Source organism: Saccharopolyspora sp. CA-218241 (genome assembly GCF_050954615.1).
GTDB classification, from domain to species: Bacteria; Actinomycetota; Actinomycetes; order Mycobacteriales; family Pseudonocardiaceae; genus Saccharopolyspora; species Saccharopolyspora cebuensis.
Genome location: NZ_CP191860.1, coordinates 4,255,740 through 4,278,943 on the forward strand (window position 1 = coordinate 4,255,740; position 23,204 = coordinate 4,278,943).

At 72.7% G+C, this 23,204-nt stretch carries 22 protein-coding genes; 12 read left to right on the forward strand and 10 right to left on the reverse strand.

What is annotated here, in order from left to right; genetic code table 11:
- Positions 1 to 179: 179 nt before the first annotated feature.
- Positions 180 to 1,157, reverse strand: coding sequence for a Ppx/GppA phosphatase family protein (locus ACQP0T_RS20280; protein ID WP_433869499.1), 978 nt, complete (start codon positions 1,155 to 1,157; stop codon positions 180 to 182).
- Between the two features lie 227 nt (positions 1,158 to 1,384).
- On the opposite strand from ACQP0T_RS20280, the gene ACQP0T_RS20285 reads away from it, so the two are divergent.
- Positions 1,385 to 2,431 (forward strand): LLM class F420-dependent oxidoreductase, encoded by a 1,047-nt coding sequence (locus tag ACQP0T_RS20285; RefSeq protein WP_433869500.1) that lies wholly within the window; start codon positions 1,385 to 1,387, stop codon positions 2,429 to 2,431.
- Between the two features lie 88 nt (positions 2,432 to 2,519).
- Here ACQP0T_RS20285 and ACQP0T_RS20290 read toward each other — a convergent pair whose 3' ends face one another.
- The gene (locus tag ACQP0T_RS20290; RefSeq protein WP_433869501.1) at positions 2,520 to 3,827 is read right to left on the reverse strand and encodes an MFS transporter; all 1,308 of its coding nucleotides are present in this window, start codon (positions 3,825 to 3,827) and stop codon (positions 2,520 to 2,522) included.
- Positions 3,828 to 3,929: 102 nt separating this feature from the next.
- Positions 3,930 to 4,898 carry a D-2-hydroxyacid dehydrogenase family protein gene (locus ACQP0T_RS20295; protein WP_345367085.1) on the reverse strand — a complete coding sequence of 323 codons (969 nt, stop codon included), beginning with the start codon at positions 4,896 to 4,898 and terminating at the stop codon, positions 3,930 to 3,932.
- 119 nt (positions 4,899 to 5,017) lie between these two features.
- On the opposite strand from ACQP0T_RS20295, the gene ACQP0T_RS20300 reads away from it, so the two are divergent.
- Positions 5,018 to 5,788, forward strand: a complete 771-nt coding sequence (locus ACQP0T_RS20300) for a cupin domain-containing protein (protein WP_433869502.1) — start codon at positions 5,018 to 5,020, stop codon at positions 5,786 to 5,788.
- A gap of 641 nt (positions 5,789 to 6,429) precedes the next feature.
- On the forward strand, positions 6,430 to 6,933 hold the full coding sequence (locus ACQP0T_RS20305; RefSeq protein WP_433869503.1) for a hypothetical protein: 504 nt from the start codon (positions 6,430 to 6,432) through the stop codon (positions 6,931 to 6,933).
- An 18-nt stretch (positions 6,934 to 6,951) separates the two neighbouring features.
- Here the strand turns inward: ACQP0T_RS20305 and ACQP0T_RS20310 are convergent, their stop codons facing one another.
- Positions 6,952 to 7,221: a UBP-type zinc finger domain-containing protein gene (locus ACQP0T_RS20310; RefSeq protein WP_433869504.1), complete on the reverse strand. Its 270-nt coding sequence runs from the start codon at positions 7,219 to 7,221 to the stop codon at positions 6,952 to 6,954.
- Positions 7,222 to 7,355: 134 nt separating this feature from the next.
- Here ACQP0T_RS20310 and ACQP0T_RS20315 point away from each other — a divergent pair, with 134 nt between their 5' ends.
- Positions 7,356 to 8,921, forward strand: a complete 1,566-nt coding sequence (locus tag ACQP0T_RS20315; protein ID WP_433869505.1) for a Na+/H+ antiporter — start codon at positions 7,356 to 7,358, stop codon at positions 8,919 to 8,921.
- Positions 8,922 to 8,937: 16 nt separating this feature from the next.
- On the opposite strand, the gene ACQP0T_RS20320 is transcribed toward ACQP0T_RS20315, so the two are convergent.
- Positions 8,938 to 9,351 (reverse strand): universal stress protein, encoded by a 414-nt coding sequence (locus tag ACQP0T_RS20320; protein WP_345366959.1) that lies wholly within the window; start codon positions 9,349 to 9,351, stop codon positions 8,938 to 8,940.
- A 111-nt stretch (positions 9,352 to 9,462) separates the two neighbouring features.
- The gene (locus ACQP0T_RS20325) at positions 9,463 to 11,988 is read right to left on the reverse strand and encodes a DEAD/DEAH box helicase (protein WP_433869506.1); all 2,526 of its coding nucleotides are present in this window, start codon (positions 11,986 to 11,988) and stop codon (positions 9,463 to 9,465) included.
- A gap of 474 nt (positions 11,989 to 12,462) precedes the next feature.
- Between ACQP0T_RS20325 and ACQP0T_RS20330 the strand changes: the two genes are divergently transcribed.
- The 5 genes from ACQP0T_RS20330 (at position 12,463) to ACQP0T_RS20350 (ending at position 18,433) form a co-directional block, all read left to right on the forward strand.
- Complete coding sequence (locus tag ACQP0T_RS20330; protein ID WP_433869507.1) at positions 12,463 to 12,663, forward strand: hypothetical protein; 201 nt, start codon at positions 12,463 to 12,465, stop codon at positions 12,661 to 12,663.
- 356 nt (positions 12,664 to 13,019) lie between these two features.
- Positions 13,020 to 14,873 (forward strand): methylmalonyl-CoA mutase family protein, encoded by a 1,854-nt coding sequence (locus ACQP0T_RS20335; RefSeq protein WP_433869508.1) that lies wholly within the window; start codon positions 13,020 to 13,022, stop codon positions 14,871 to 14,873.
- Positions 14,870 to 17,080: a methylmalonyl-CoA mutase gene (scpA, locus tag ACQP0T_RS20340; protein WP_433869509.1), complete on the forward strand. Its 2,211-nt coding sequence runs from the start codon at positions 14,870 to 14,872 to the stop codon at positions 17,078 to 17,080. Before ACQP0T_RS20335 ends, scpA begins: the two co-directional genes overlap by 4 nt.
- Positions 17,081 to 17,087: 7 nt before the next feature.
- Positions 17,088 to 18,074, forward strand: coding sequence for a methylmalonyl Co-A mutase-associated GTPase MeaB (gene meaB, locus ACQP0T_RS20345; RefSeq protein WP_433869510.1), 987 nt, complete (start codon positions 17,088 to 17,090; stop codon positions 18,072 to 18,074).
- A gap of 2 nt (positions 18,075 to 18,076) precedes the next feature.
- Entirely contained in the window at positions 18,077 to 18,433 is a 357-nt protein-coding gene (locus tag ACQP0T_RS20350; protein WP_433869511.1) for a GntR family transcriptional regulator, read from the forward strand.
- 168 nt (positions 18,434 to 18,601) lie between these two features.
- Here the strand turns inward: ACQP0T_RS20350 and ACQP0T_RS20355 are convergent, their stop codons facing one another.
- On the reverse strand, positions 18,602 to 19,252 hold the full coding sequence (locus ACQP0T_RS20355; RefSeq protein WP_433869512.1) for a DUF305 domain-containing protein: 651 nt from the start codon (positions 19,250 to 19,252) through the stop codon (positions 18,602 to 18,604).
- Between the two features lie 156 nt (positions 19,253 to 19,408).
- On the opposite strand from ACQP0T_RS20355, the gene ACQP0T_RS20360 reads away from it, so the two are divergent.
- Positions 19,409 to 20,863, forward strand: coding sequence for an LVIVD repeat-containing protein (locus ACQP0T_RS20360; protein WP_433869513.1), 1,455 nt, complete (start codon positions 19,409 to 19,411; stop codon positions 20,861 to 20,863).
- A gap of 90 nt (positions 20,864 to 20,953) precedes the next feature.
- Here the strand turns inward: ACQP0T_RS20360 and ACQP0T_RS20365 are convergent, their stop codons facing one another.
- The 3 genes from ACQP0T_RS20365 to ACQP0T_RS20375 are packed head-to-tail and all read right to left on the reverse strand — an operon-like array spanning position 20,954 to position 22,039.
- A complete protein-coding gene (locus ACQP0T_RS20365; protein ID WP_433869514.1) occupies positions 20,954 to 21,133 on the reverse strand; it encodes a hypothetical protein in 180 nt (59 codons plus the stop codon).
- Positions 21,134 to 21,158: 25 nt separating this feature from the next.
- Positions 21,159 to 21,623, reverse strand: coding sequence for an Imm1 family immunity protein (locus ACQP0T_RS20370; protein WP_433869515.1), 465 nt, complete (start codon positions 21,621 to 21,623; stop codon positions 21,159 to 21,161).
- Complete coding sequence (locus tag ACQP0T_RS20375) at positions 21,620 to 22,039, reverse strand: DddA-like double-stranded DNA deaminase toxin (protein ID WP_433869516.1); 420 nt, start codon at positions 22,037 to 22,039, stop codon at positions 21,620 to 21,622. The genes ACQP0T_RS20370 and ACQP0T_RS20375 overlap by 4 nt, the downstream gene beginning before the upstream one ends.
- 195 nt (positions 22,040 to 22,234) lie before the next feature.
- On the opposite strand from ACQP0T_RS20375, the gene ACQP0T_RS20380 reads away from it, so the two are divergent.
- Together ACQP0T_RS20380 and ACQP0T_RS20385 are read left to right on the forward strand one after the other, a co-directional pair.
- Positions 22,235 to 22,963, forward strand: coding sequence for a DUF5753 domain-containing protein (locus ACQP0T_RS20380; protein WP_433869517.1), 729 nt, complete (start codon positions 22,235 to 22,237; stop codon positions 22,961 to 22,963).
- Positions 22,960 to 23,160, forward strand: a complete 201-nt coding sequence (locus tag ACQP0T_RS20385) for a DUF397 domain-containing protein (protein WP_433869518.1) — start codon at positions 22,960 to 22,962, stop codon at positions 23,158 to 23,160. Before ACQP0T_RS20380 ends, ACQP0T_RS20385 begins: the two co-directional genes overlap by 4 nt.
- Positions 23,161 to 23,204: the final 44 nt, after the last annotated feature.

Here is a 23,204-nt window from a genome sequence, read left to right on the forward strand (position 1 = left end):
TTCCGCCTTGCCCCACCCAAGAAACCGGCACCGCCGCGGGTTCTCAGCGGCCTTCTCGCGAGGACGCCCTGACGCCGGGTACGCGCTTGTACATGAGGAAGGGCGCCCGGAGCGAGAAGGCCACTGAGGTTCCGCCACCCGCACCCCTACGCAACCGGACCACGGACACCCGAAACACCTCAGGCGAAAAGTGCCGAGGCCATGCCTTTGACCGCTCCCCTGGGTTCCGGCCAGCCCTCCCGGTAGGCCTCGCCGAACCGGAACACCAGCCCTTCGCGCAGTCCCCACGGGCAGATCTCCAGCTCCTCGACGCCGATGCAGCGCAGGGTCCGCTCGGCCACCACCGCCCCGGCGAGGATGCGCCGCGCGCGGCTGCGCGACACCCCGGGCAGCGCGGCCCGCTGCGCCTTGTCCAGCACGGCGAGCCGGTCGATCCACGGCGCCAGGCGGTCCCGGCGCAGCCGGATCGGGTGGCGGACCACGTCGGTGCCGGTGCTCTCGCTGAGCACCGCGAGCTGCCGCAGCACCGAGGACAGCGCCAGCGGGTGCCCCAGGTCGCGCCCGGCGAACCGGTGCAGCGCGGCGGGCAGCCGCTCGCCGAGCACCGCGTCCAGCTCGGCGAGCTGCTCCGGCGCGGGCGGGTCGTCGGGCAGGTACTGCCGGGTGAGCCGGGCCGCGCCGCACGGCAGGGTGACGACGTCGTCGGGCTCGTCGGCGGTCCCCGCGGCGACGTCGATGGTGCCCCCTCCGATGTCCACAGTGGTCATCAGGCTGCCCGGGCGGCCGTGCCAGCGGCGGGCGGCGCAGTAGGTCACCGCCGCCTCGTCGCGGGGGCTGAGCACGCCGATCCGCGTCCCGGCCGCCTCGGCGAGCCGGCAGCGCAGCTCGGCCCCGTTGACCGCGTCGCGCACCGCGGAGGTGCCGAAGGCGACCAGCACGTCAGGCTGTTCCGCGGCGGCGGCCCGCACGCAGCGCCGCACCGCGCGCACGGCCTGCTCGATGCCGCGCTCGGTCACCACACCGTCTCCGCCGGTGTGCTCGGCCAACTTGGTCTTGGCCTTGACGCTCCAGTCCGCCTTGGGCATCCGGGATCTGTCCAGCTCGACGATCTCCACGCGCGCGGCGGTGGAGCCGATGTCCAGCAATCCCAACCTCATTCGGCAACCACCTGTGCTCCTGCGTCGCTCCGGGGGTGCGACGGGTCCGTTCGGCATACCCGCCGAGGGTGTCCCCGAATCATGCAGTTCGGTACCGAACGCGCGAATTGACTGAGATGCGCGTCACAACCATCCCTCCCGCAGGCCGGTGACTCGCGGGTAACCTCTGATCCAACCCGGCGACGCCGCCGCAGGCCGTCGCCACCGCGACGCCGAGAGGACCGCCCATGCGCATCGGGATGCCGCTGAACTACAGCGGAGGCTTCAAGGAGACCGTTGACGACCTGGCGACCTACGAGAAGGCCGGGCTCGACATCGTCTACGTCCCGGAGGCGTACTCGTTCGACGCGGTGAGCCAGCTCGGATTCATCGCCGCGCGCACCGAGCGGCTCGAGATCGCCTCCGGCATCCTGCAGATCTACACCCGCACCCCCAGCCTCACCGCGATGACCGCCGCCGGGCTGGACTTCGTCTCCGACGGCCGGTTCACCTTGGGCATCGGCGCGTCCGGGCCGCAGGTGATCGAGGGCTTCCACGGCGTGCCCTACCAGGCGCCGCTGGGCCGCACCCGCGAGATCGTCGAGGTCTGCCGCAAGGTGTGGCGGCGGGAGAAGCTGGTGCACGAGGGCAAGAACTACTCCATCCCGCTGCCCGCCGAACAGGGCACCGGGCTCGGCAAGCCGCTGAAGCTGATCAACCACCCGGTGCGCGAGCGGATCCCGGTGATGGTCGCGGCCATCGGGCCGAAGAACGTCGCCATGGTCGCCGAGATCGCCGAGTCGTGGGAGCCGATCTTCTACCTGCCGGAGAAGGCGCACGAGGTGTGGGGCGAGCCGCTGGCGGCGGGCAAGGCCAAGCGGGACGCCTCGCTGCCGGAGCTCGACGTGGTGGCGCAGGCGCCGCTGGCGATCGGCGAGGGGCTCGACGACCTGCTCGACGCTGCCCGGCCGAACCTCGCGCTCTACATCGGCGGGATGGGCGCCAAGGGCAAGAACTTCTACAACAACCTGGCCCGCCGCTACGGCTACGAGGCCGAGGCCGAGCGGATCCAGGAGCTCTACCTCGACGGCAAGAAGGACGAGGCCGCCGCCGAGGTGCCGCGCGAGCTGCTGGAGCGCACCTCGCTGATCGGCCCGCCCGGCCACGTCAAGGAACGGCTCGCGGCGCTGAAGGAATCCGGCGTCACCACGCTCAACGTGCATGCGCTGGGCCGCGACGCCGCCGAACGCGCTCGCCTCATCGAGCAGGTCAAGCAGCTCGCCGCCGACGCCTGACCACCCACCTCTCACCCGGAAGTGTGCTGAGTGAGGGGCACCTTCGTCCGACTGCGCCGGATGAAGGTGCCCCCCACCTGGGCGGGGATCACCGGACCGGGGTGCGGGTCCCGGTCTCGCGGAGCAGGTACGCCGAGAGCAGCGTGACCAGGGCCATCAGCAGCAGGAAGCCCGACACCGCCGCCGAGCTCCCGGTCGCGGCCAGCAGCGCGGTCATGATGAACGGCGTGCCGCCGCTGACCAGGATCGCCGCGAGCTGGTAGGCCAGCGAGGCCCCGGAGTACCGGACCCGCGCCTCGAACAGCTCGCTGAGGTAGGCCGCCAGCGGACCGTAGGTCAGGCTCGACCCGACGCTGCCGACGCACGCCGCGAGCGCGACGCCGACCACCGTCGCGGTGTCCACCAGCCAGAAGAACGGGAACGCCCACAGCGCCAGCAGCAGCGCACCCGCGAGGATCATCGGGCGCCTGCCGAAGCGGTCCGACAGCGCCCCGCTGGCGTAGATCACCAGCACGCCGACCGCCGAGGACAGCAGCGTGACCAGCAGCAGCGTGGTGCGCGCCATGCCGAGCTCCCGGGTGCCGTAGTCCAGCAGCCCCGAGATGCTGATGTAGAACACCGAGTTGGTGGCGAACAGCAGCCCGGAACCGAGCAGCACGGTCCGCTTGTGCTCGCGCAGCACCTCCACCAGCGGCGCCTTCACCACCTCGCGGTCGGCCTCCGCGGCGCGGTCCCGCAGCTCCTGGAACACCGGGGTGTCCTCGACCTTGAGCTGGATGTAGAGCACCACCGGGGCGAGCACCGCGCTGGCCAGGAACGGGATCCGCCAACCCCACGCCGCGAAGGCCTCCGGCGTGACCAGCGCGCCGACGACCAGGAACGACACGTTGCCGAGGATCACGCCGAGCGGCACGCCCATCTGCCCGAAGGTCCCGGCCCGGCCGCGGCTGCCGCCGTCGGTGTTCTCGGTGAGCAGCAGGATGATCCCGCCCCACTGCCCGCCGACGGCGATGCCCTGGAGGAACCGCAGCGCCACGAGCAGGATCGGCGCCGCCACGCCGACCGTCGCGGCGCCGGGCAGCACGCCGATCAGGAACGTCGAGGTGCCCATCAGCACCAGGCAGGTCACCACGGCGGGCTTGCGGCCGATCCGGTCGCCGAGGTGGCCGAAGACGAGTCCGCCGATGGGCCGAGCGATGAAGCCCGCCCAGAACGTCGCGAAGCTCAGCAGCACGCCGATCAGCGGCGTCGCCTCCGGGAAGAACAGCGGGCCGAAGACCAGCGCCGCGGCCGTGGCGTAGATGAAGAAGTCGTACCACTCGATCGAACTCGCGATCAGCGCCGCGAGCTTGAGCTTCCGGGGTGTTCGGGCCGTCGTCGGGGCAGTCGCTGACATGGGGTCTCCCTCTGCTGCGCCTAGCCGATCACCGCAGACCGACCGGTTGGTATGACTGTGATGTGCGTCTCCTCTCGCGTCAAGAACGGATTTCCGGAGGGCTCAGCCCGCCGTGAGCACCCGGATCGGCTCTCCGCGCAGGTAGGCGGCGATGTCCTCCGCGGTCTCGGCGTAGAACGACCGGTACGTCCCGTCGGTGACGTAGCCGAGGTGCGGGGTGAGCACGGTGCGCGGGGTGTCGCGCCACGGGTCGTCGGCGGGCAGCGGCTCCTGGCCGAAGACGTCGATCCCGGCGCCGGCCAGCCGCCCCTCGTGCAGCGCCCGGCGCAACGCCGCCTCGTCCACCACGGGCCCGCGCGAGGTGTTGATCAGGTAGGCGGTCGGCCGCATCCGGGCCAGCTCGGCGGCACCGACCAGCCCGCGGGTCCGCTTGCTCAGCACGGTGTGGACGGTGAGCACGTCGGAGAGCTCGAACAGCTCCTCCTTGGTCACCCGCCGCGCCCCGGCCGCCGCCGCGGCCTCGTCGGTGAGGTTCTGGCTCCAGGCGATGACGTCCATCCCGAAGACCCGGCCGACCTGCGCGACCTGGGCGCCGAGCCGGCCGAGCCCGAGCACGCCGAGGGTCCGGCCGGAGACCTCGACGCCGATCGTGCGCTGCCAGCCGCCGTCCCGGATCACCCGGTCCTCCAGGCCGATGTTGCGGGTGACCGCGAAGATCAGCCCCCAGGTCAGCTCGGCCGTGGGCGCCCAGGACCGGTCGGCGGCCACCGCCCCGCTGCCGGTGCCGGAGACCACCACCCCGCACTCCTCGGCGGCCCGCAGGTCGATCGAGGCGTTGCGCATCCCCGTGGTGACCAGCAGCCGGAGGTTCGGCAACCGCTCCAGCACCGCCCGGGGGAACGCGGTCCGCTCGCGCATCGCGGCGACGACCTCGAACGGCTCCAGCCGCCGCACCAGCTCGTCGGGGTCGGCGATGTGCTCGTGCACGAATTCGACCTCGGCGTCCAGCGCGTCCCAGTCCGCGTAGTACCGCGCGACGTCCTGGTAGTCGTCCAGCACCGCGACCCGCACCGCCATGACGTTCTCCTTCCTCGACGACCCGGCCGATGGTAATCCGGTCGATCAACGCGGTTGCGCGGAGCGCGCCGAGGACCTGGTTCCGCGCCGGGGGCGCGGGAGAGGATGTCGGCATGACGAGCCTGCTGCACCTGATCCCGCTGAGCACCTTCCACGCCGACCGGGACGCGCCGATCAGCAGCGCGAGCCTGGCCGACGAGGGCTTCGTGCACTGCTCGCCGGACCCGGACACCACGCTGGCGGTGGCCAACGCGCTGTACCGGGAGGTCGAGGGCCCGATGGTCGCGCTCGAACTCGACGCCGACGCGCTGTCGGCCCCGGTCCGCTGGGAGCAGGCCAGCCCGGCGCTGCCCGGGGTGCCCGGCGACGCGCTGTTCCCGCACGTCTACGGCCCGCTGGAGCGGGCGGCGGTGATCGACGTCCGGTACGCGCGGCGGGACACCGCGGGCGGGTTCGTCGCCCTGGAGACGCGCAGCCGCACCGCCGAGGAGTTCGACCTGCTGCCGCACCCGGAGGGCGGCTGGTACCGGCGGACCTGGGAGAGCCCGGTGCGGGTGGACGCGCCGGGCGGGCCGCGCCCGTCGGCCACCGCGATCCACTACCTGCTGCCGTCGGGCCAGCGGTCGAGCTGGCACGCGGTGGCCTCCGACGAGCTGTGGCTGTGGCACCGCGGCGGGCCGCTGACCCTGCACCTGGGCGGTCGCGGGCAGCGCCCGGACGACGAGCCGGAGACCACCGTCCTCGGCGCGGGCGCCGGGCAGCGGCCGCAGGTGCTGGTCCCGGCCGGGACCTGGCAGTCGGCCACCGCCTCGGCGACGGTGGAAGCGCTGGTCAGCTGCGTGGTCTCGCCGGGCTTCGACTTCGCCGACTTCCGCGCGCTGTGAGCACCCCGCGCCACCGGCGGGGACGGCGCATCGCCCCCGGCCCGCCGCGCTGCCAGCTCGGGCTCGGCGGGCGCAGCAGCAGCACGGCGCGGTCGGCGAGCGGCGCGCGGACCGGCCGGTGGACCTTCGGCAGGATCCGGCGGCGAGCGCGGCCGGACCCGACCAGCCGTCGTTCCACCCAGCACATTCCGAGCAGGGACACCAGGATCGCGCTGATCCCGATCGAAGCGGCCACTGCGAAACCGGACAGCGAATTGATCACCGGCACCACCTCCGCGGCGCACGTTGAACTCGATGGCAGGCTGGAAAGAGCTGGATCCGTCAGGTGATGTGCCCCTCGGCGCCTCGAAGCGCCCGCGGTTCACCGTAGGGCCACACCCGGTCGGGTGCTCGGCGTGTCGCGGCTGGCTCACCCGTGTCAGTGACACTCCTCGGCACAGCCGCCGGTGTCCGGCTCACCACTGCCCGATCAGGCAAAACGCGTTCGACGGGCGGTACGATCGGGAGAAGGCTCCACGTCCGGTGTCGCGCTTCGGGGTGATCCGGGGCACGCCGGGCAACGACGAGGCGGATGCGTGCGTGCCGGTGTCGACCGGAGCCTGCCCGGGGCGTCCGGGCGCGCTCAGGGAGGTAACCAGGTCGTGAAGGGCTACGCGGTTCATCTGCTGTTCCACCTGCTGGCGGTGGTCGCGGGCGCCGGGATCGGCGTCGGCGCCGCGCTGTGGTGGACCGGTCAGCAGCCGTTCGCGCTGTGGCTGGCGATCGCCGCGCTCGTGTTCGGCGTCCTGCTCCTGGTGCTCCAGGGCCTGTTCCTCGCCCGCGGTGGGCAGCGGTCCCGGACCGCGCCGCGCCCCGCGCCGGGACCGGAGCTGCGCCGGGACGGCACCTCCGCAGTGCCGCCGGAAGCGGCCCGGATGGCGCCCGTGCGCCCCTCCTCCGCCCCGCCGGTCCGGGACGGCGGCGCCCGAGCACCGGCCGAGGACCGGCCCGCACCGGACGGCGGGACCCGGACCTGGACCCCCGAGAACGAGCCCGCCCACGACGGCGGGACGCTGCGCACGCCCGGCGAGGCCGACGACGGCACCCGCTCCCCGGCGATGGACCGGCTGAACCGGGAGTGGAACGAGCGGATCAAGCGGGGCTGAACCCCTCCCGCCCGCTGGTCAGCCGATGAGTTCGTCCAGGTAGCACCACCGCCACGCCTCCCCCGGTTCGAAGGAGCGGATCACCGGGTGGCCGGACTCCCGGAAGTGCCCGGTGGCGTGCCGGTGCGGGCTGGAATCGCAGCAGCCGACGTGCCCGCACTCCAGGCACTGCCGCAGGTGCGCCCAGACGTCCGCGCCGATCGCCGCGCAGTCCTCGCACCGGTCGAGGGCGCGCTCCGGCGGCTCCTGCTCCGCCGCACCGCGCAGGTGCGCGCAACTCCGCGCCATCGGGCGACCTCCCGTCCGGTCCCGGGCCGAACCGCCGCGGCCCGACGACAATGACCTGGCGACCGCAGCGACCTGGCGAACGTAGCCGTCGGGACCGACCCGCGCAGCCGCGGTGAGCCGGACGGGGACCGAGGATGCACGAACTGCCGCACACCGTGTTCCTGCTCTGCGGCGCGCTGGCGGTCTCCGCCGTGGCGCGCCGCTTCGGCGCTCCGGCGCCGCTGCTGCTGGTCGTGGTGGGCCTGGCGGTGTCGTACCTGCCCGGGGTGCCGGACTACCGGATCGAACCGGACGTGGTGCTGCTGCTGGTCCTGCCCCCGCTGCTGTATTCGGCGGCGCTGAACTCCTCCACCACCGGCATCCGCGCCAACCTGCGCCCGATCGGCCTGCTCGCCGTCGGCCTGGTGCTGCTCAGCTCGGTGAGCTGCGGGCTGGTCGCGTGGTGGCTGCTGCCCGACCTGGCGCTGGGACCGGCGCTGGTCCTCGGCGCGGTGATCGCCCCGCCGGACGCGGTGGCGGCGACCGCGATCGGCCGCAGGCTCGGGCTGCCCCGCCGGATCATGACGGTGCTCAGCGGCGAGAGCCTGGTCAACGACGCCACCGCGCTGACCGCCTACCGGGTGGCGGTGGCGGCGGTGGTCGGTGCCGGCTACACGGTGCTGGGCGGGATCGGGGTGTTCCTGCTCGCCGCGCTCGGCGGGCTCGCCGTCGGGTTGCTGGTCGGGGTGCTGGTGCACCGCATCCGGCGGTTGCTGCGCGACGAGCTGATGGAGAGCGCGGTGGGGCTGGTGGTCCCGTTCGCCGCGTACCTGTTCGCCGAGCACGTGCACGCCTCCGGCGTGCTGGCGGTGGTGGTCGCGGGGCTGTACCTGGGGCACCGCGCCCCGGTGTCGGACCCGGCGACCCGGTTGCAGGACCGCGCGGTGTGGAACGCCGTCGACACGCTGCTGGAGGCGGTGGTGTTCGCGCTGATCGGGTTGCAGCTCAGCGCGGTGGTGCGGGGCGTGGGGCACGATCTGGCGCCGCTGGTGCTCACCGGGATCGCGGTGACCGCCACCGCCGTGCTGACGCGGGCCGCGTGGGTCTTCGCGACGCTGCACCTGCCCGGGCGGCGCGGGCCCGATCCGCCGCCGTGGCAGTGGGCCGCGGTGGTCTCCTGGGCCGGGATGCGCGGCGTGGTGTCGCTGGCGGCGGCGGCCGGGATCCCGGTGCTCACCGAGGCCGGGACGCCCTTCCCGCACCGCTCCGACGTGCAGTTCCTGGCGCTGTTCGTGACCCTGGCGACCCTGCTGCTGCACGGGTCGACGCTGCCGTGGCTGATCCGGCGGCTGGACGTGCGCGGCCGCGAGGACTACACCGACGCGCTCGCCGAGGCCCAGGCGCAGCACACCGCGGCGCGCGCCGCCGAGCAGCGGCTCGAGGAGCTGCTGGCCGAGCAGCCCGTGGGCGAGCAGGTGGCCGAGGCGTTGCGCGGTTCGATCCGGCAGCGCAGCGACCAGGCGTGGGAACGGCTCGGCCGCTCCACCGAGGAGCTGGGCGAGAGCCCGACTGCGGCCTACCGGCGGCTGCGCGCCGAGGTGCTGGCGGCCGAGCGCGCGGTGTTCATCCGGTTCCGCGACGAACGCCGGATCGACGACGAAGTGCTGCGCCGCGTGCTGCACGACCTCGACCTCGAAGAGCTCGCCCTGCGCCGGGACTGACCGCGCGGCCGTCGGCTCAGCGCACCACGATGACCGGGCAGTGGGCGTGCTGCACCAGCCGCATCGCCACCGAACCGACCATCATGCTGGTGAAGGCGCTGTGCCCCTTGTTGCCGACCGCCATCAGATCCGCCTGCTCGGAGAGCCGCACCAGTTCGTCGACGTCGTCGCCGCGGATCAGCCGGCCCTTGATGTCGACGTTCGGGTACTGCTCCCGGACCGGGCGAACGGCGGCGTCGAGGGTGCTCTGCGCGCGCTGCTTGAGCTCGCTGTCCGGGGTGGCCAGCCGGTAGCCGAACTGGACCGGCTGGTGCCAGACGGTGATCGCGTGCAGCACGCCGCCCACCTGGTCGACGTAGTCGGCCGCCCAGCGCAGGGCGTTGCCGGACTCGTCCGATCCATCCACTCCGGCGATGACGGTCTTCGGCATGGTCGGCTCCCTCCGCGACACCTCGGTCGATCACGCGAAAGCCTAGGACAACCGCTCGGGAACCGCACCGGTCGAAGCTCTCACCTGCACCGATGCCCGCGCGGAGCGGGCTCAGAGCTGGTCGACGGAGGTGATCTCCAGCGCCGCCGCGCCGATCTCGTCGGACTCCGCCAGGTCGACCACGGCGCTGATGCCCCAGTCGTGGTCCCCGGCGGGGTCGTCGAAGATCTGCCGGACCACCCAGCGCCCCGGCTCCTCGGTGATCATCAGCAGCGCCGGGCCCCGGGCGTCGGCGCCGGTGCCGATCTCGTCGTGCTCGTCGAAGTACTCCTCCAGCGCGTCGGCCCACTCCTCGGCGCCCCACCCGGAATCGGCGTCCAGGGCGCCGAGTTCCGCGTAGTCGCGCCGCGCCGCCAGCTCGACCCGCCGGAACAGCGCGTTGCGCACCTGCACCCGGAACGCGCGCCGGTTCGCGGTCACCCCGGCGGGCGCCGACGGCGGCGCCACCGCGACGGACTCGCCGTCGAGGTCCGGGTTGCGCAGCTTCTCCCACTCGTCGAGCAGGCTGGAGTCGACCTGGCGGACCAGCTCGCCCAGCCACTCGATGATGTCGGTGAGCTCCTCGGTCTTGGCGTCGTCGGGCACCGTGTGCCGCAGCGCCTTGTAGACGTCGGCGAGGTAGCGCAGCACCAAGCCCTCGGAGCGGGCCAGGCCGTAGTGGTTGACGAACTCGACGAAGTTCATCGCCCGCTCGTACATGTCGCGGGCCACCGACTTCGGCGACAGCTCGTGCTCCGCGACCCACGGGTGGCCCTTGCGGTAGGTCTCGTAGGCGGCTTCGAGGAGCTCGGCGAGCGGCTTGGGGTGGGTGACCTCCTCCAGCAGCTCCATCCGCTCGTCGTACTCGATGCCGTCGGCCTTCATCCGCGCGACGGCCTCGCCGCGGGCCTTGAACTGCTGCTGGGACAGCACCTGGCGCGGGTCGTCGAGCGTCGACTCGATCACCGACAGCAGGTCCAGGGGGTAGTCCGGGGAGTCGACGTCGAGCACCTCGATGGCGGCCAGCGCGAACGGCGACAGCGGCTGGTTCAGCGCGAAGTCGAACTGCAGGTCCACGGTGAGCCGCACCCGCCTGCCCTGCTCGTCGGGTTCGTCGAGCCGTTCCACCACGTCGGCGGCCAGCAGCGCCCGGTAGATCGCGATGGCGCGCAGGATGTGCCTGCGCTGCGCGGGCCGGTCCTCGTGGTTGTCGGTGAGCAGGTGCTTCATCGCCGCGAACGCGTCACCGGGCCGGTTGATCACGTTGAGCAGCATCGAGTGGCTGACCTTGAAGCTCGACGTCAGCTGCTCCGGCTGGGCCTCGACCAGCTTCTCGAAGGTCTTCTCGCTCCAGGACACGGTGCCCTCGGGCGGCTTCTTGCGGACCACCTTGCGCTTCTTCTTGGGGTCCTCCGCGGCCTTGGCCAGCGCCTTCTCGTTCTCGATCTCGTGCTCGGGGGCCTGCACCACGACGAACCCGGCGGTGTCGTAGCCCGCGCGCCCGGCGCGCCCGGCGATCTGGTGGAACTCGCGGGCCTTGAGGTGCCGGGTGCGCACGCCGTCGTACTTGGTCAGCCCGGTGAGCACCACCGTGCGGATCGGCACGTTGATGCCCACGCCGAGGGTGTCGGTGCCGCAGATGACCTTGAGCAGCCCGGCCTGCGCGAGCTGCTCGACCAGCCGTCGGTACTTCGGCAGCATCCCCGCGTGGTGCACCCCGATGCCGTGCCGCACCAGCCGGGACAGCGTCTTGCCGAACCCGGCGGTGAACCGGAAGTCGCCGATCGCCTCGGCGATCCGGTCGCGCTGCTCCCGGGAGGCGACCTTGGCGCTCATCAGGGACTGGGCCTGCTCCAGCGCGGCGGCCTGGCTGAAGTGCACGACGTAGACCGGTGCCTGCTGCCCGCCCAGCAGCTCCTCGATGGTCTCGTGCAGCGCGGTCTTGGCGTAGCGGAAGCTCAGCGGGATCGGCCGCTCGGCGGAGGTGACCACCGCCGTGGCGCGGCCGGTGCGCCGGGTCAGGTCCTCCTGGAAGCCGCTGACGTCGCCCAGCGTGGCCGACATGAGCACGAACTGCGCCTTCGGCAGCTCCAGCAGCGGGACCTGCCACGCCCAGCCCCGGTCCGGCTCGGCGTAGAAGTGGAACTCGTCCATCACGACCTGGTCGACGTCGGCGTCCGCCCCGTCGCGCAGCGCGATGTTGGCCAGGATCTCCGCGGTGCAGCAGATGATCGGCGCGTCGGCGTTGACGCTGCTGTCCCCCGTCATCATGCCGACGTTGTCGGCGCCGAAGACGTCGACCAGCGAGAAGAACTTCTCCGAGACCAGCGCCTTGATCGGCGCCGTGTAGAAGCTGCGACCGCCCGAGGCCAGCGCGGTGAAGTGCGCCCCCGCCGCGACCAGGCTCTTGCCGGACCCGGTCGGGGTGCTGAGGACGACGTTCGCGCCGGTGACGACCTCCATCAGCGCCTCCTCCTGCGCCGGGTAGAGCGCGATGCCCTGCTCGGCGGTCCAGGCGGTGAAGGCCTCCAGCAGCGCGTCCGGATCGGCGCTGCCGGAAGTGGGGTCGGTGGGCGGGAGCTGCTCGGTGAGGTTCATCGTGCCCCCGATCGTCCCCGGTCAGCTCCGCCACCGACCACCCGGGGTGGCCAGGGCCACGCGCGGTTCGCGCCCGGCGGAACCGGAATTCCGCGCGGCCCCTCCCGACCGCGAATGGGCACCATTCCGCGGGCCCGCACGACCGGAAGCACCGGGCGATCGGAAATCATCCGGAAACGGATCACGGCACCGCGTTCGCGCATTCCGCCGGAGCGACCCCGGCAGCGGGTGTTCGCGCTGCTCCCCGGCGTGCGGCGGAAAGCCGTTCGCGCTTTTGCGGAGCCGCTCGGGAATCGGCACAATCCGCCGCCGAGAGCGGACACGAAAGCACGGCACCGCTCATTCGGCAAGCCGATTTCCGCACTGTCGAGCGGCTTTCCGAACCTCTACACTTCATGGCCGGAAAACCCCCGCGCGTCCGGTGGCGGCGCGCCGGCGAACACCGGGACCACGACCAGCACCGGGAGGTGAGCGATGCCGAACCATCGCGTGCGCTTCGTGGGGGGACCGCTGGACGGGCGGGAGCAGTCCCTCCGGGAGACCGACGCCGTCGCGGGACGACTGCTCCGGCACATCCACCTGCACGACGGCCCGAAGATCGAGACGCACTACGAACTGCACTACACCGCAGGCGGAGGATGGGTATACCAACTCCTAGGCCAAGATCGGTCTTGAGATGTGGTGGTCCTTGTGCGTGGCGGTGCGGGTGGCGGAACCTCAGCGGCCTTCTCACTCCGGGCGCCCTTCCTCATGTACCGAACACGTACACAGCGTCAGGGCGTCCTCGCGAGAAGACCGCTGAGAACCCGCGGCGGTGCAAGTTGCTTGGGTGGGGCAAGGCGGAAGCGGCTTCGCCGCTTGCCTGACGGTGGTGACGCTGGCGAGAGACTGGCGATGCTGCCGTTCGCTCTTGCCTGATGGTGGGCGCGGCCGCGCCGCTGCTGGTGGCTGTGCCCCCTAGGCACCCCTGCGACATGGCTCACAGCGTGGACCGGTTCCGCCCCGACTCCGCCCGCTTACCATCAGTGCTCATGGTGGCGCACTCGACGTCGAGCGGCGGCGGCCCGGACCTGGCGCTGGCCGCGGAATTCCCGGACCCCTCCCGCGAGCAGTGGCAGGAGCAGGTCGCGAAGGTGCTGCGGCGGTCGGGGCTCCTCGACGACGAGCACGCCGGTGCGCCGGAGGACGTGCTGGACTCCACGACCTACGACGGCATCCCGATCCACCCGCTCTACACCAGCGCTCCGGCGGGCTCGGGTCTTCCGGGGCTGGCGCCGTTCGTGCGCGGCAGCCGCCCGGAGGGCGCCACCGCGGGCTGGGAGGTCCGGCAGCTGCACGCGCACCCCGACCCCGCCGAGACCCACCGCGAGGTCCTCGCCGACCTCGACGGCGGGGTGTCCTCGCTGTGGCTGCGGCTCGGCCCCGGCGGGCTGGCCGCGGACGACCTCGCCGACGTGCTGCACGGCGTCCACCTGGACATGATCAGCGTGGTGCTCGACGCGGGCCCCGACACCACCCGCGCCGCCGAGGCGCTGCTGGCCGCGGCCGCCGAGCAGGGGGTGCCGACCGGCGCGCTGCGCGCCACCCTCGGCGCCGATCCGCTCGGCGAGCAGGCCAGGACCGGGACCGCGGGCGACCGCGAGGCCGCCACCGCGCTGGCCGCGCGCTGCACCGAGCCCGGGCTGCGGGCGCTGGTCGCCGACGGCCTGCCGTTCCACGATGCCGGGGGCTCGGACGCCCAGGAGCTCGGGTGCGCGCTGGCCGCGGGGACGACCTACCTGCGCTGGCTGACCGAGGCGGGGCTGGACGTGGCGGCCGCGGCCGGGCAGCTGGAGTTCCGCTTCGCCGCGACCGCCGACCAGTTCCTCACCATCGCCAAGCTGCGCGCCGCCCGGCGGCTCTGGGAGCAGGTGACCCGGACCTGCGGCGTCCCGGAGGGAGCCCGCGGGCAGGTGCAGCACGCGGTGACCTCGGAGGCCATGCTCGCCCGGCGCGACCCGTGGGTGAACATGCTGCGCACGACGATCGCCGCTTTCGCCGCCGGGGTCGGCGGCGCCCAGGCGGTCACCGCGCTGCCCTTCGACGCCGCGCTCGGGCTGCCGGACACCACGGCCCGGCGCGTCGCGCGCAACACCCAGTCGCTGCTGCTGGAGGAGTCGCACCTGGCGCAGGTGATCGACCCGGCGGGCGGGTCCTGGTACGTGGAATCGCTGACCGACGAGCTGGCCCGCGCCGGGTGGCGGTGGTTCCAGGAGATCGAGGCCGCCGGTGGCCTGCCCGCCGCCCTGGGCTCGGGGCTGGTCGCCGACCGGCTCGACGCCACCTGGCAGCGGCGGTACAGCGCCGTGGCGCACCGCACCGACCCGCTCACCGGCGTCAGCGAGTTCCCGGACCTCGACGAACCCCGGCTGCCGCGCGCCGCCGCCCCGGCGCGGCCCACCGGCGGCCTGCCCCGGCACCGCTACGCCGAGCCGTTCGAACGGCTCCGGGACGCCGCCGACGCCCACCCGGGCGGTCGGCCGTCGGTCTTCCTGGCCACCCTGGGCCCGCTGGCCGCGCACACCGCGCGCGCCTCCTTCACCCGCAACCTGCTCGCCGCCGGCGGGGTGGGCGCGACCGAGGCGGGACCCACCGGCACCGCCGACGAGGTGGTCGCCGCCTACCCCGGGACGCCGGTGGTGTGCCTGTGCGGCAGCGACGCCCTCTACGCCGAACGCGCCGAGGAGACCGCCCGGGCGCTGCGCGCGGCGGGCGCCGAGCACGTGCTGCTGGCGGGTCGGCCGGGTGACCCGCCGCCCGAGGGCGTCGACGGGTTCGTCTTCGCCGGATGCGACGCGCTGGCCGTCCTCGACGAGGTGCAGCGCCGGTTGGGAGTGGGAGCATGACGCGGATCCCGAACTTCGCCGAGGTTCCGCTGGACCCGGTCGCCGACGCGCCGGAGGGCTCCGGCCGGTGGCACGAGGCGCTGCTGGCCGCCACCGGCAAGGAGGCCGACGCGCTGACCTGGGAGGCCCCCGAGGGCATCGGGATCAAGCCGCTCTACACCGCCGCGGACGTCGAGGGCCTGGATTTCCTGCGCACCTACCCGGGGCTGCCGCCGTTCCTGCGCGGGCCGTACCCGACGATGTACGTCAACCAGCCCTGGACCATCCGCCAGTACGCCGGGTTCTCCACCGCCGAGGAGTCCAACGCCTTCTACCGGCGCAACCTGGCCGCCGGGCAGAAGGGCCTGTCGGTGGCCTTCGACCTGGCCACCCACCGCGGTTACGACTCCGACCACCCGAGGGTGGGCGGCGACGTCGGCATGGCCGGGGTGGCGATCGACTCGATCCTGGACATGCGGCAGCTCTTCGACGGCATCCCGCTGGACCGGATGAGCGTGTCGATGACCATGAACGGCGCGGTGCTGCCGGTGATGGCGCTGTTCATCGTGGCGGCCGAGGAGCAGGGGGTGGCGCCGGAGAAGCTGGCCGGGACCATCCAGAACGACATCCTCAAGGAGTTCATGGTCCGCAACACCTACATCTACCCGCCGCAGCCGTCGATGCGGATCATCTCCGACATCTTCGCCTACACCTCGCAGCGGATGCCGAAGTTCAACTCGATCTCCATCTCCGGCTACCACATCCAGGAGGCGGGGGCCACCGCCGACCTGGAGCTGGCGTACACGCTGGCCGACGGGGTGGAGTACCTGCGCGCGGGTCGGCAGGCCGGGCTGGACATCGACTCGTTCGCGCCCCGGCTGTCGTTCTTCTGGGGCATCGGCATGAACTTCGCGATGGAGGTCGCCAAGCTGCGGGCCGCGCGGTTGCTGTGGGCCAAGCTGGTCAAGACCTTCGGGCCGGAGAACCCGAAGTCGCTGTCGCTGCGCACCCACTCGCAGACCTCCGGCTGGTCGCTGACCGCCCAGGACGTCTACAACAACGTGGTGCGCACCTGCGTCGAAGCGATGGCCGCCACCCAGGGCCACACCCAGTCGTTGCACACCAACGCCCTCGACGAAGCGCTCGCCCTGCCCACCGACTTCTCCGCGCGCATCGCCCGCAACACCCAGCTCGTGCTCCAGCAGGAGTCCGGGACCACCCGGGTGATCGATCCGTGGGGCGGCAGCTACTACCTGGAGCGCCTCACCCAGGACCTCGCCGAGCGCGCCTGGGCCCACCTCACCGAGGTGGAGGACGCGGGCGGCATGGCGCAGGCCATCGACGCGGGCATCCCGAAGCTGCGCATCGAGGAGGCCGCCGCCCGCACCCAGGCGCGCATCGACTCCGGCCGCCAGCCGCTCATCGGCGTCAACAAGTACCGGTTCGACGGCGACGAGGACCTGGAGGTGCTCAAGGTCGACAACGCCGACGTCCGCGCCCAGCAGCTCGACAAGCTCCGCCGGTTGCGCGCCGAACGCGACCCCCAGGCGTGCGAGGACGCGCTGCGCAGGCTCACCGGCGCCGCCGAGGCAGCGCTGTCCGACGAGCGGCCCGACGACCTGGCGCACAACCTGCTGACCCTGGCCGTGGACGCGGCGCGGGCGAAGGCCACCGTCGGGGAGATCTCCGACGCGCTGGAGAAGGTCTTCGGCCGCCACTCCGGGCAGATCCGTACGATCACCGGGGTGTACCGGGAGGAAGCCGGCGCCTCCGACTCGCTGGACCGCGCCCGCGCCGAGGTGGCGGAGTTCGCCGAGGCCGAGGGCCGCCGACCGCGCCTGCTGGTCGCCAAGATGGGCCAGGACGGCCACGACCGCGGGCAGAAGGTGATCGCCACCGCCTTCGCCGACCTCGGCTTCGACGTCGACGTGGGGCCGCTGTTCCAGACCCCCGCCGAGGTCGCCCGGCAGGCCGCCGAATCCGACGTGCACGTGGTCGGGGTGTCCAGCCTCGCCGCCGGGCACCTGACCCTGGTGCCCGCGCTCCGCGAGGAGCTGCGCGCGGTGGACCGCGAGGACATCATGGTCGTCGTCGGCGGGGTCATCCCCCCGGCCGATCACGACGCGCTCCGCGACGCCGGGGCCAGCGCGATCTTCCCGCCCGGCACCGTCATCGCCGACGCCGCGCTCGGCCTGCTGGCGGAGCTGCGCGAGCGGCTGGACGGCTGAGGACCGCATGGGCCGCATCCCCGACGTCCGGCAGTACGCCGACGGCGTGCTCGCCGGGTCCCGCACCACGCTGGCGCGGGCGATCACCCTGGTGGAGTCGACCCGCGCCGACCACCGGGCGCTGGCCCGCGAACTCCTGGTCGAGCTGCTGCCGCGCAGCGGAGGCGCGCACCGGGTGGGCATCACCGGGGTGCCCGGGGTGGGCAAGTCGACGTTCATCGAGGCGCTGGGCACCACGCTCACCGCCGCCGGGCATCGGGTGGCGGTGCTGGCCGTCGACCCGTCCTCGACCCGCAGCGGCGGCAGCATCCTCGGCGACAAGACCCGGATGGGCGCGCTGGCGTCCGACCCGGGCGCCTTCGTCCGGCCGTCCCCGTCGGCGGGCACGCTCGGCGGGGTGGCCCGCGCGACCCGCGAGACGATCGTGCTGATGGAGGCCGCGGGGTTCGACGTGGTGCTGGTGGAGACCGTCGGCGTCGGGCAGTCCGAGGTGACCGTGGCGGGCATGGTCGACTGCTTCCTGCTGCTGACCCTGGCCCGCACCGGCGATCAGCTCCAGGGCATCAAGAAGGGCGTGCTGGAGCTGGCCGACATCATCGCCGTGAACAAGGCCGACGGTGCGCACCGGGACGAGGCCCGCAAGGCGGCCCGCGAGCTGCGCGGTGCGCTGCGGCTGCTCACCCCGGTCAGCGCCGCCTGGCGGCCACCGGTGCTGACGTGCAGCGGGATGACCGGCGACGGGTTGGACTCGGTGTGGGAGCAGGTCGGGCAGCACCGCGCGACGCTGGACGAGGCGGGCGAGCTGGCGGCCAAGCGCAGCCGCCAGCGGGTCGAGTGGACCTGGGCGCTGGTCCGTGATCAACTGATGTCCGAACTCACCGGCCACCCCCGGGTGCGCGGCATCGTCGACGACGTCGAGGAGCGGGTCCGCGCGGGCGAGCTCACCGCGAGCCTGGCCGCCGAGCAGCTCCTCGACGCCTTCCGCCAGGGGTGACCATGCGACTCAGCGTCGACCCGGACTCGGACGTGGCGCCGTTCGAGCAGGTACGGTCCGGCATCGCCGGGCAGATCAACGACGGCGCGCTGCCGGTGGGCGCCAAGCTGCCCACCGTCCGGGCGCTGGCCGCCGACCTCGGCATCGCCGCGAACACCGCGGCCAAGGCCTACCGGGAGCTGGAGCGCGCCGGGCTGATCGAGACCCGGGGCCGGGCGGGGACCTTCGTCGCCGCCACCGGCGACCGCAGCCGCGCCCGCGCGGCCGAGGCGGCAGCGGCCTACGCCCGCACCGCCCGCGACCTCGGCCTCGACCGCGACCAGGCCCTCGACATCGTCCGAGCAGCCCTCGACACCTGACGCGCCACCGGCGAAGAGACCGGCGTCCCGCTCCCGAGCAGGGGCACCCGACCTAGCGACGCCAGGCCAGGGGACACCTGTTCGTGAGCCGAGTGAGGGGCACCCTGTCCCCCGTCACTTGGTACAGGGCGCCCCTCACTCAGTTCACATCGTGGGACGGGTGGGGGGTCAGGGCAGCTCGCGGCGGAGGCGTTGCATGGTGGCGATCTCGTCGTGCTGGGTGACCAGGACGTCCTGGGCCATCGCGTGCACCTGGGGATCGCGCCCCTCGGCGAGCAGGTCGGTCGCCATCGTCACGGCGCCTTCGTGGTGGGTGATCATCAGGTCCAGGAACAGGCGGTCGAACTCGGCGCCGTGCGCGGCGGCCAGCGCGGCGAGCTGCTCTGGGGTGGCCATGCCCGGCATGGCGGTGTGGCCGTGGCCTTCGTGGCCGTGGCCGTGGGTTTCGCCGGTGGGGTGCTCCGGGAGGGAGTGGGTCGCGAGCCAGCCCCGCATCGCGTCGATCTCCGGGCCCTGGGCCCCACCGATGCGTTCGGCCAGGGCCCGGACCTGCGGGTGCGCGGCGCGTTCCGGGGCCAGCGCGGTCATCTCCAACGCCTGGCCGTGGTGGGCGATCATGTCCCGCAGGTAGTCGGCCTCCACCGCGACCGGGCGCGGCTCGGTCCGGGCGGGCACCTCCGCGCCGGTGACGACCTCCGGCCGGTCACCGGGCGCCCCGGGCAGCACGACCGGGGCGGGCTGCGGTTCGGGCTCCGCGGCGGCGCAGCCGGTGAGGGCGAGCGCCAGCGCGGCGGTGCCGAGCGCGGATCGAAGGGGCATCGGATACTCCTCGCGACCGGGAAAAGCGCCCAACCAGCCGATTGGGCCCACGAACGCGGGACAGGATACTGATCGGCGGTGGTACGTGGGTACCGCTGTTCGCGCTCGCCCCGACACCGGGAAGCGCTGAACCGGGCGAATGTGGGGTGGGTGTCGTTGAATCCGAGTTCCAAGAGCAGGCGGGCGGCAGGGGTCCTGATCGGGATCGCACCGCTCGTGCTGGGCATGGCCCTGGCCACGCCGTCGGCGGCGACCCCGCCGAGCGACGGACCGGAGGTCGCCGCGAACCAGCCGGTGTCCGCGCAGGCATCGGCCTCCCGCGACGTGATCAGCAGTGACAACATCGAGCAGGTCGCGCACCTGCCGAAGCAGGCGCCGTTCGACACCGTCGACGCGGTGGGCACCGACATCGCCTTCCAGGGCGACCACGCGTTCGTCGGCAACTACGACGGCTTCGTCGTCTACGACATCAAGCACCCGAAGAAGCCGCGGATCGTCAGCCAGGTGCTGTGCCCCGGCGGTCAGGGCGACGTGTCCATCTCGGGCGACCTGCTGTTCGTCTCCACCGACTACCCGCGCAGCAACGACACCTGCACCAGCGAGGCGACCGACTCGGCCGATCCGAACGGCTGGGAGGGCATGAAGGTCTTCGACGTCAGCGACCCGGCGAAGCCGCGCTACGTCTCCTCCATCCCCACCGCCTGCGGTTCGCACACCCACACGCTGGTGCCGGACAAGGCCGGCGAGTCGGTGTACCTCTACATCTCGTCCTACGGGCCGAGCGAGAAGTTCCCGAAGTGCCAGCCGCCGCACGACAAGATCTCGATCGTCGAGGTGCCGCTGGCCGACCCGGCGAACCCGGTGCTGGTCGACGCGCCGGTGCTGTTCCCGGACGGCGGGAACCCGGGCACGCCCACGGTCAGCCAGACCTCCGGCTGCCACGACATCACGGTGTTCCCGGAGAAGGACCTCGCCGCCGGTGCCTGCATGGGTGACGGCGTGCTGTTCGACATCAGCGACCGGACCGCGCCGCGGGTGATCAACCAGGTCCGCGACGACGAGAACTTCGCGTTCTGGCACAGCGCCACCTTCAACAACGACGGCAGCAAGGTCGTGTTCACCGACGAGCTCGGCGGCGGCGCGGCGGCGACCTGCAACGCCGAGACCGGCCCGCAGCGCGGCGCCAACGGCGTCTACGACATCGTCGGCAGCGGCGCGGACGCGAAGCTGGAGTTCCGCTCCTACTACAAGATCCCCCGCCACCAGGCCGACACCGAGAACTGCGTGGCGCACAACGGTTCGCTGATCCCCGTCGAGGGCCGCGACATCATGGTCCAGGCCTGGTACCAGGGCGGCGTGTCGGTGTGGGACTTCACCGACTCCGACAACCCGCACGAGATCGGCTTCTTCGACCGCACGACCTTCGACGAGGGCTCTTTGCAGCTCGCCGGTTCGTGGTCGGCGTACTACTACAACGGCTACATCTACTCCAGCGGCATCCAGGAAGGACTGGACGTGCTGGACATCCGGGACCACCGGACCAACCCGGCCAAGAAGGTCCGCTTCGAGGAGTTCAACCCGCAGACCCAGCCGGTCTACGGCCGCCGCTGATCCGCTGACGACGAACGGCCCCGCCACCCCGGCGGGGCCGTTCGTCCGTCCGAAGTGGACCCACCACCGGCCGGTGCCGCCCGCGAGCCATCAGCCCGGTTCGACGGGCATCCTGCCGAGCAGGTCCGGCACGTCGAAGGCGTGCACCGGGCGGCTGAACAGCTCGCCCGCCCCGACCGCGCAGCCCAGCTCGCGCCAGCGCGCCGCCTGCTCCTCGGTCCGGATGCCGTCGACGCAGAGCCGGGCACCGACCGCCTCGATCAGCGGCACGGGGCGCGTTCGTCGTTCCGCTGGTCTAGTACCAGTAGCCGGGCTGCCACTGCACACACGTCGGCCGCGCCCCCGTCCGGGCGTACTCGGCGACGGCCTCGCGCACCTGGTCCAGCGGCAGCGACGCCGAGCGGGGGAAGTCGATGCCGCCCTCGTCGTCGAATGGCACGACCGGCGTGGTGTCGTCCGCAGCAGGGTTGAAGGAGTCGACCAGCGCGCCGTCCTCCCGGGTGCGGTGGACGTAGTTCAGGGCACCCCACCCGAGACCGGGTTCGCTGGTGACCCGCAGGCGCCCGTCCGGGAAGGCCGGGCCGGTCGGCTCGCGGAACGACACGCACGGCCGGTCCCACACGTAGACCTCGCACGTCACCTGCGGCGGCGCCTCGACGATCTCACCGACCAGCGCCTCAACCTCACCGGGCGTGCTCGCGTAGCGGAAGATGTGGTGGAACACGACCGTGATCACGGTCGTGGTGTCGATCGCTGTCATGGCCTGGCCTCTCCGTGGATCTCGACGGGCGACGTGGCTCCGGGCTCCCAGATGACGAGGGTGGAGCCGCGGGGCAGGATGGCGCGCGCCGACGCGCCGCACCCCGTTTTCAGGTTGCACACCGCGTTGTTGAGCACGATCACGCCGTAGGTCTGCCCGCTCTCGCGCATCATGGTGGCGTACTTGGTCTCGACATGGGTAACCATCGACGGCGGCCCCGCATCGCTGTAGGGGTGAAGCTGTCCGAGTTGTGCAAGATCAGCCTTGCCCGCTCGGACACGTCTTCGATGCCGCTGACGAGGCGGTGCTCGTTGCCGTCGCGGTCGAAGACGATGCCGCTGGTCTGCCCCGGCCGCCCGGCCGCTCGGGAAGCCGAGCGCGGACGGCGGCGATCCATGACCGGTCGCGGGCGGCATCGGTCGGCACCTTCCCCGTGGTCGACGGGTGCGAGGCGCTCGGCGGTGTCCGCTCGACGGCCTCGGCGACGTCGAGGCCGGCCCGGTAGGCGGTGACGGCGTCGATGACGGGCGTGAGCAACTGCCACGCGCGGAGCATTTCGGCGCCGCCGGCCGCGTAGTTCTGCAGCGCGTCGTAGCGCTTCGGGGTCGTGGGTGCCGTCGAGCAGCCACAGCGGCGCCTCGGCCTCGGCGTGCCGGTCCCGCGCCATCAGCAGCGCCTCGCGGGCGCGGCCGAGCATCCCCTCGATCGCCCCGAGCCTGCGGGCCAAGTCCTCGATCGCCGACACATGGCGTCCTCTCCCCAGGAGCACGGTATCCGCTGCTCCGGCCACGCTTGAGCAAGGCGCGACCGCGATCACCGAGTTCGGGGTGATGACCGTGCCCGGCCTGCTCCAGACCCGCGAGTACGCCACCGCCGTGCTCGCTTCCGGTGAAACCGGTGGCATCACCGCACGAGAGGTGCAGCGCCGCGTCGAGCAGCGGCTCCGCCGTCAGGCCGCGCTCCACCGCGATCACGACGCGGTGCGGGTCACCGCGATCCTCGACGAGTCCGTGTTGCGCAGGCAGGTCGGCGGGCCCGACGTGCTCCGCGCGCAGCTGGGTCACCTCAGCGAGATCAGCACCCTGCCCAACGTCAGCATCCGGGTCCTGCCCTACACCACGGTCGTTCCCATCGCGTTGTCCGGCCCGTTCATCCAGATGCAATTCGGGCTGCCTGGGGATGATGGACTCGTCTACGTGGAGGACCGGCTTGGTGGCCGCGTCATCGACGACCCGGACTCGATCGACGAGTACACGCTGGTCACCAGCGCCTTGCTCGACGAATCGCTGTCCGCGGCGGACTCCCGCACGATGATCGATCAGAGTGGAGACCACCTGTGATCCCCACCCAGTTCGACGACCGGTGGCGCACGAGCTCGCGCTCCGGCAACAACGGCGCCTGCGTCGAAGTCGCGGTCACGGCGACCGCGGTGGCCGTGCGCGACACCAAGGACCGCGCCGCCGGGTACTTCACCACCACCGGCCCCCAGTGGTCGGCGTTCCTCGGCGCCATCAAGACCGGCCGCTACGAAGGCTGAACCACGAACACGGAGAACCCCGTCCGGTGATCCGGGCGGGGGTT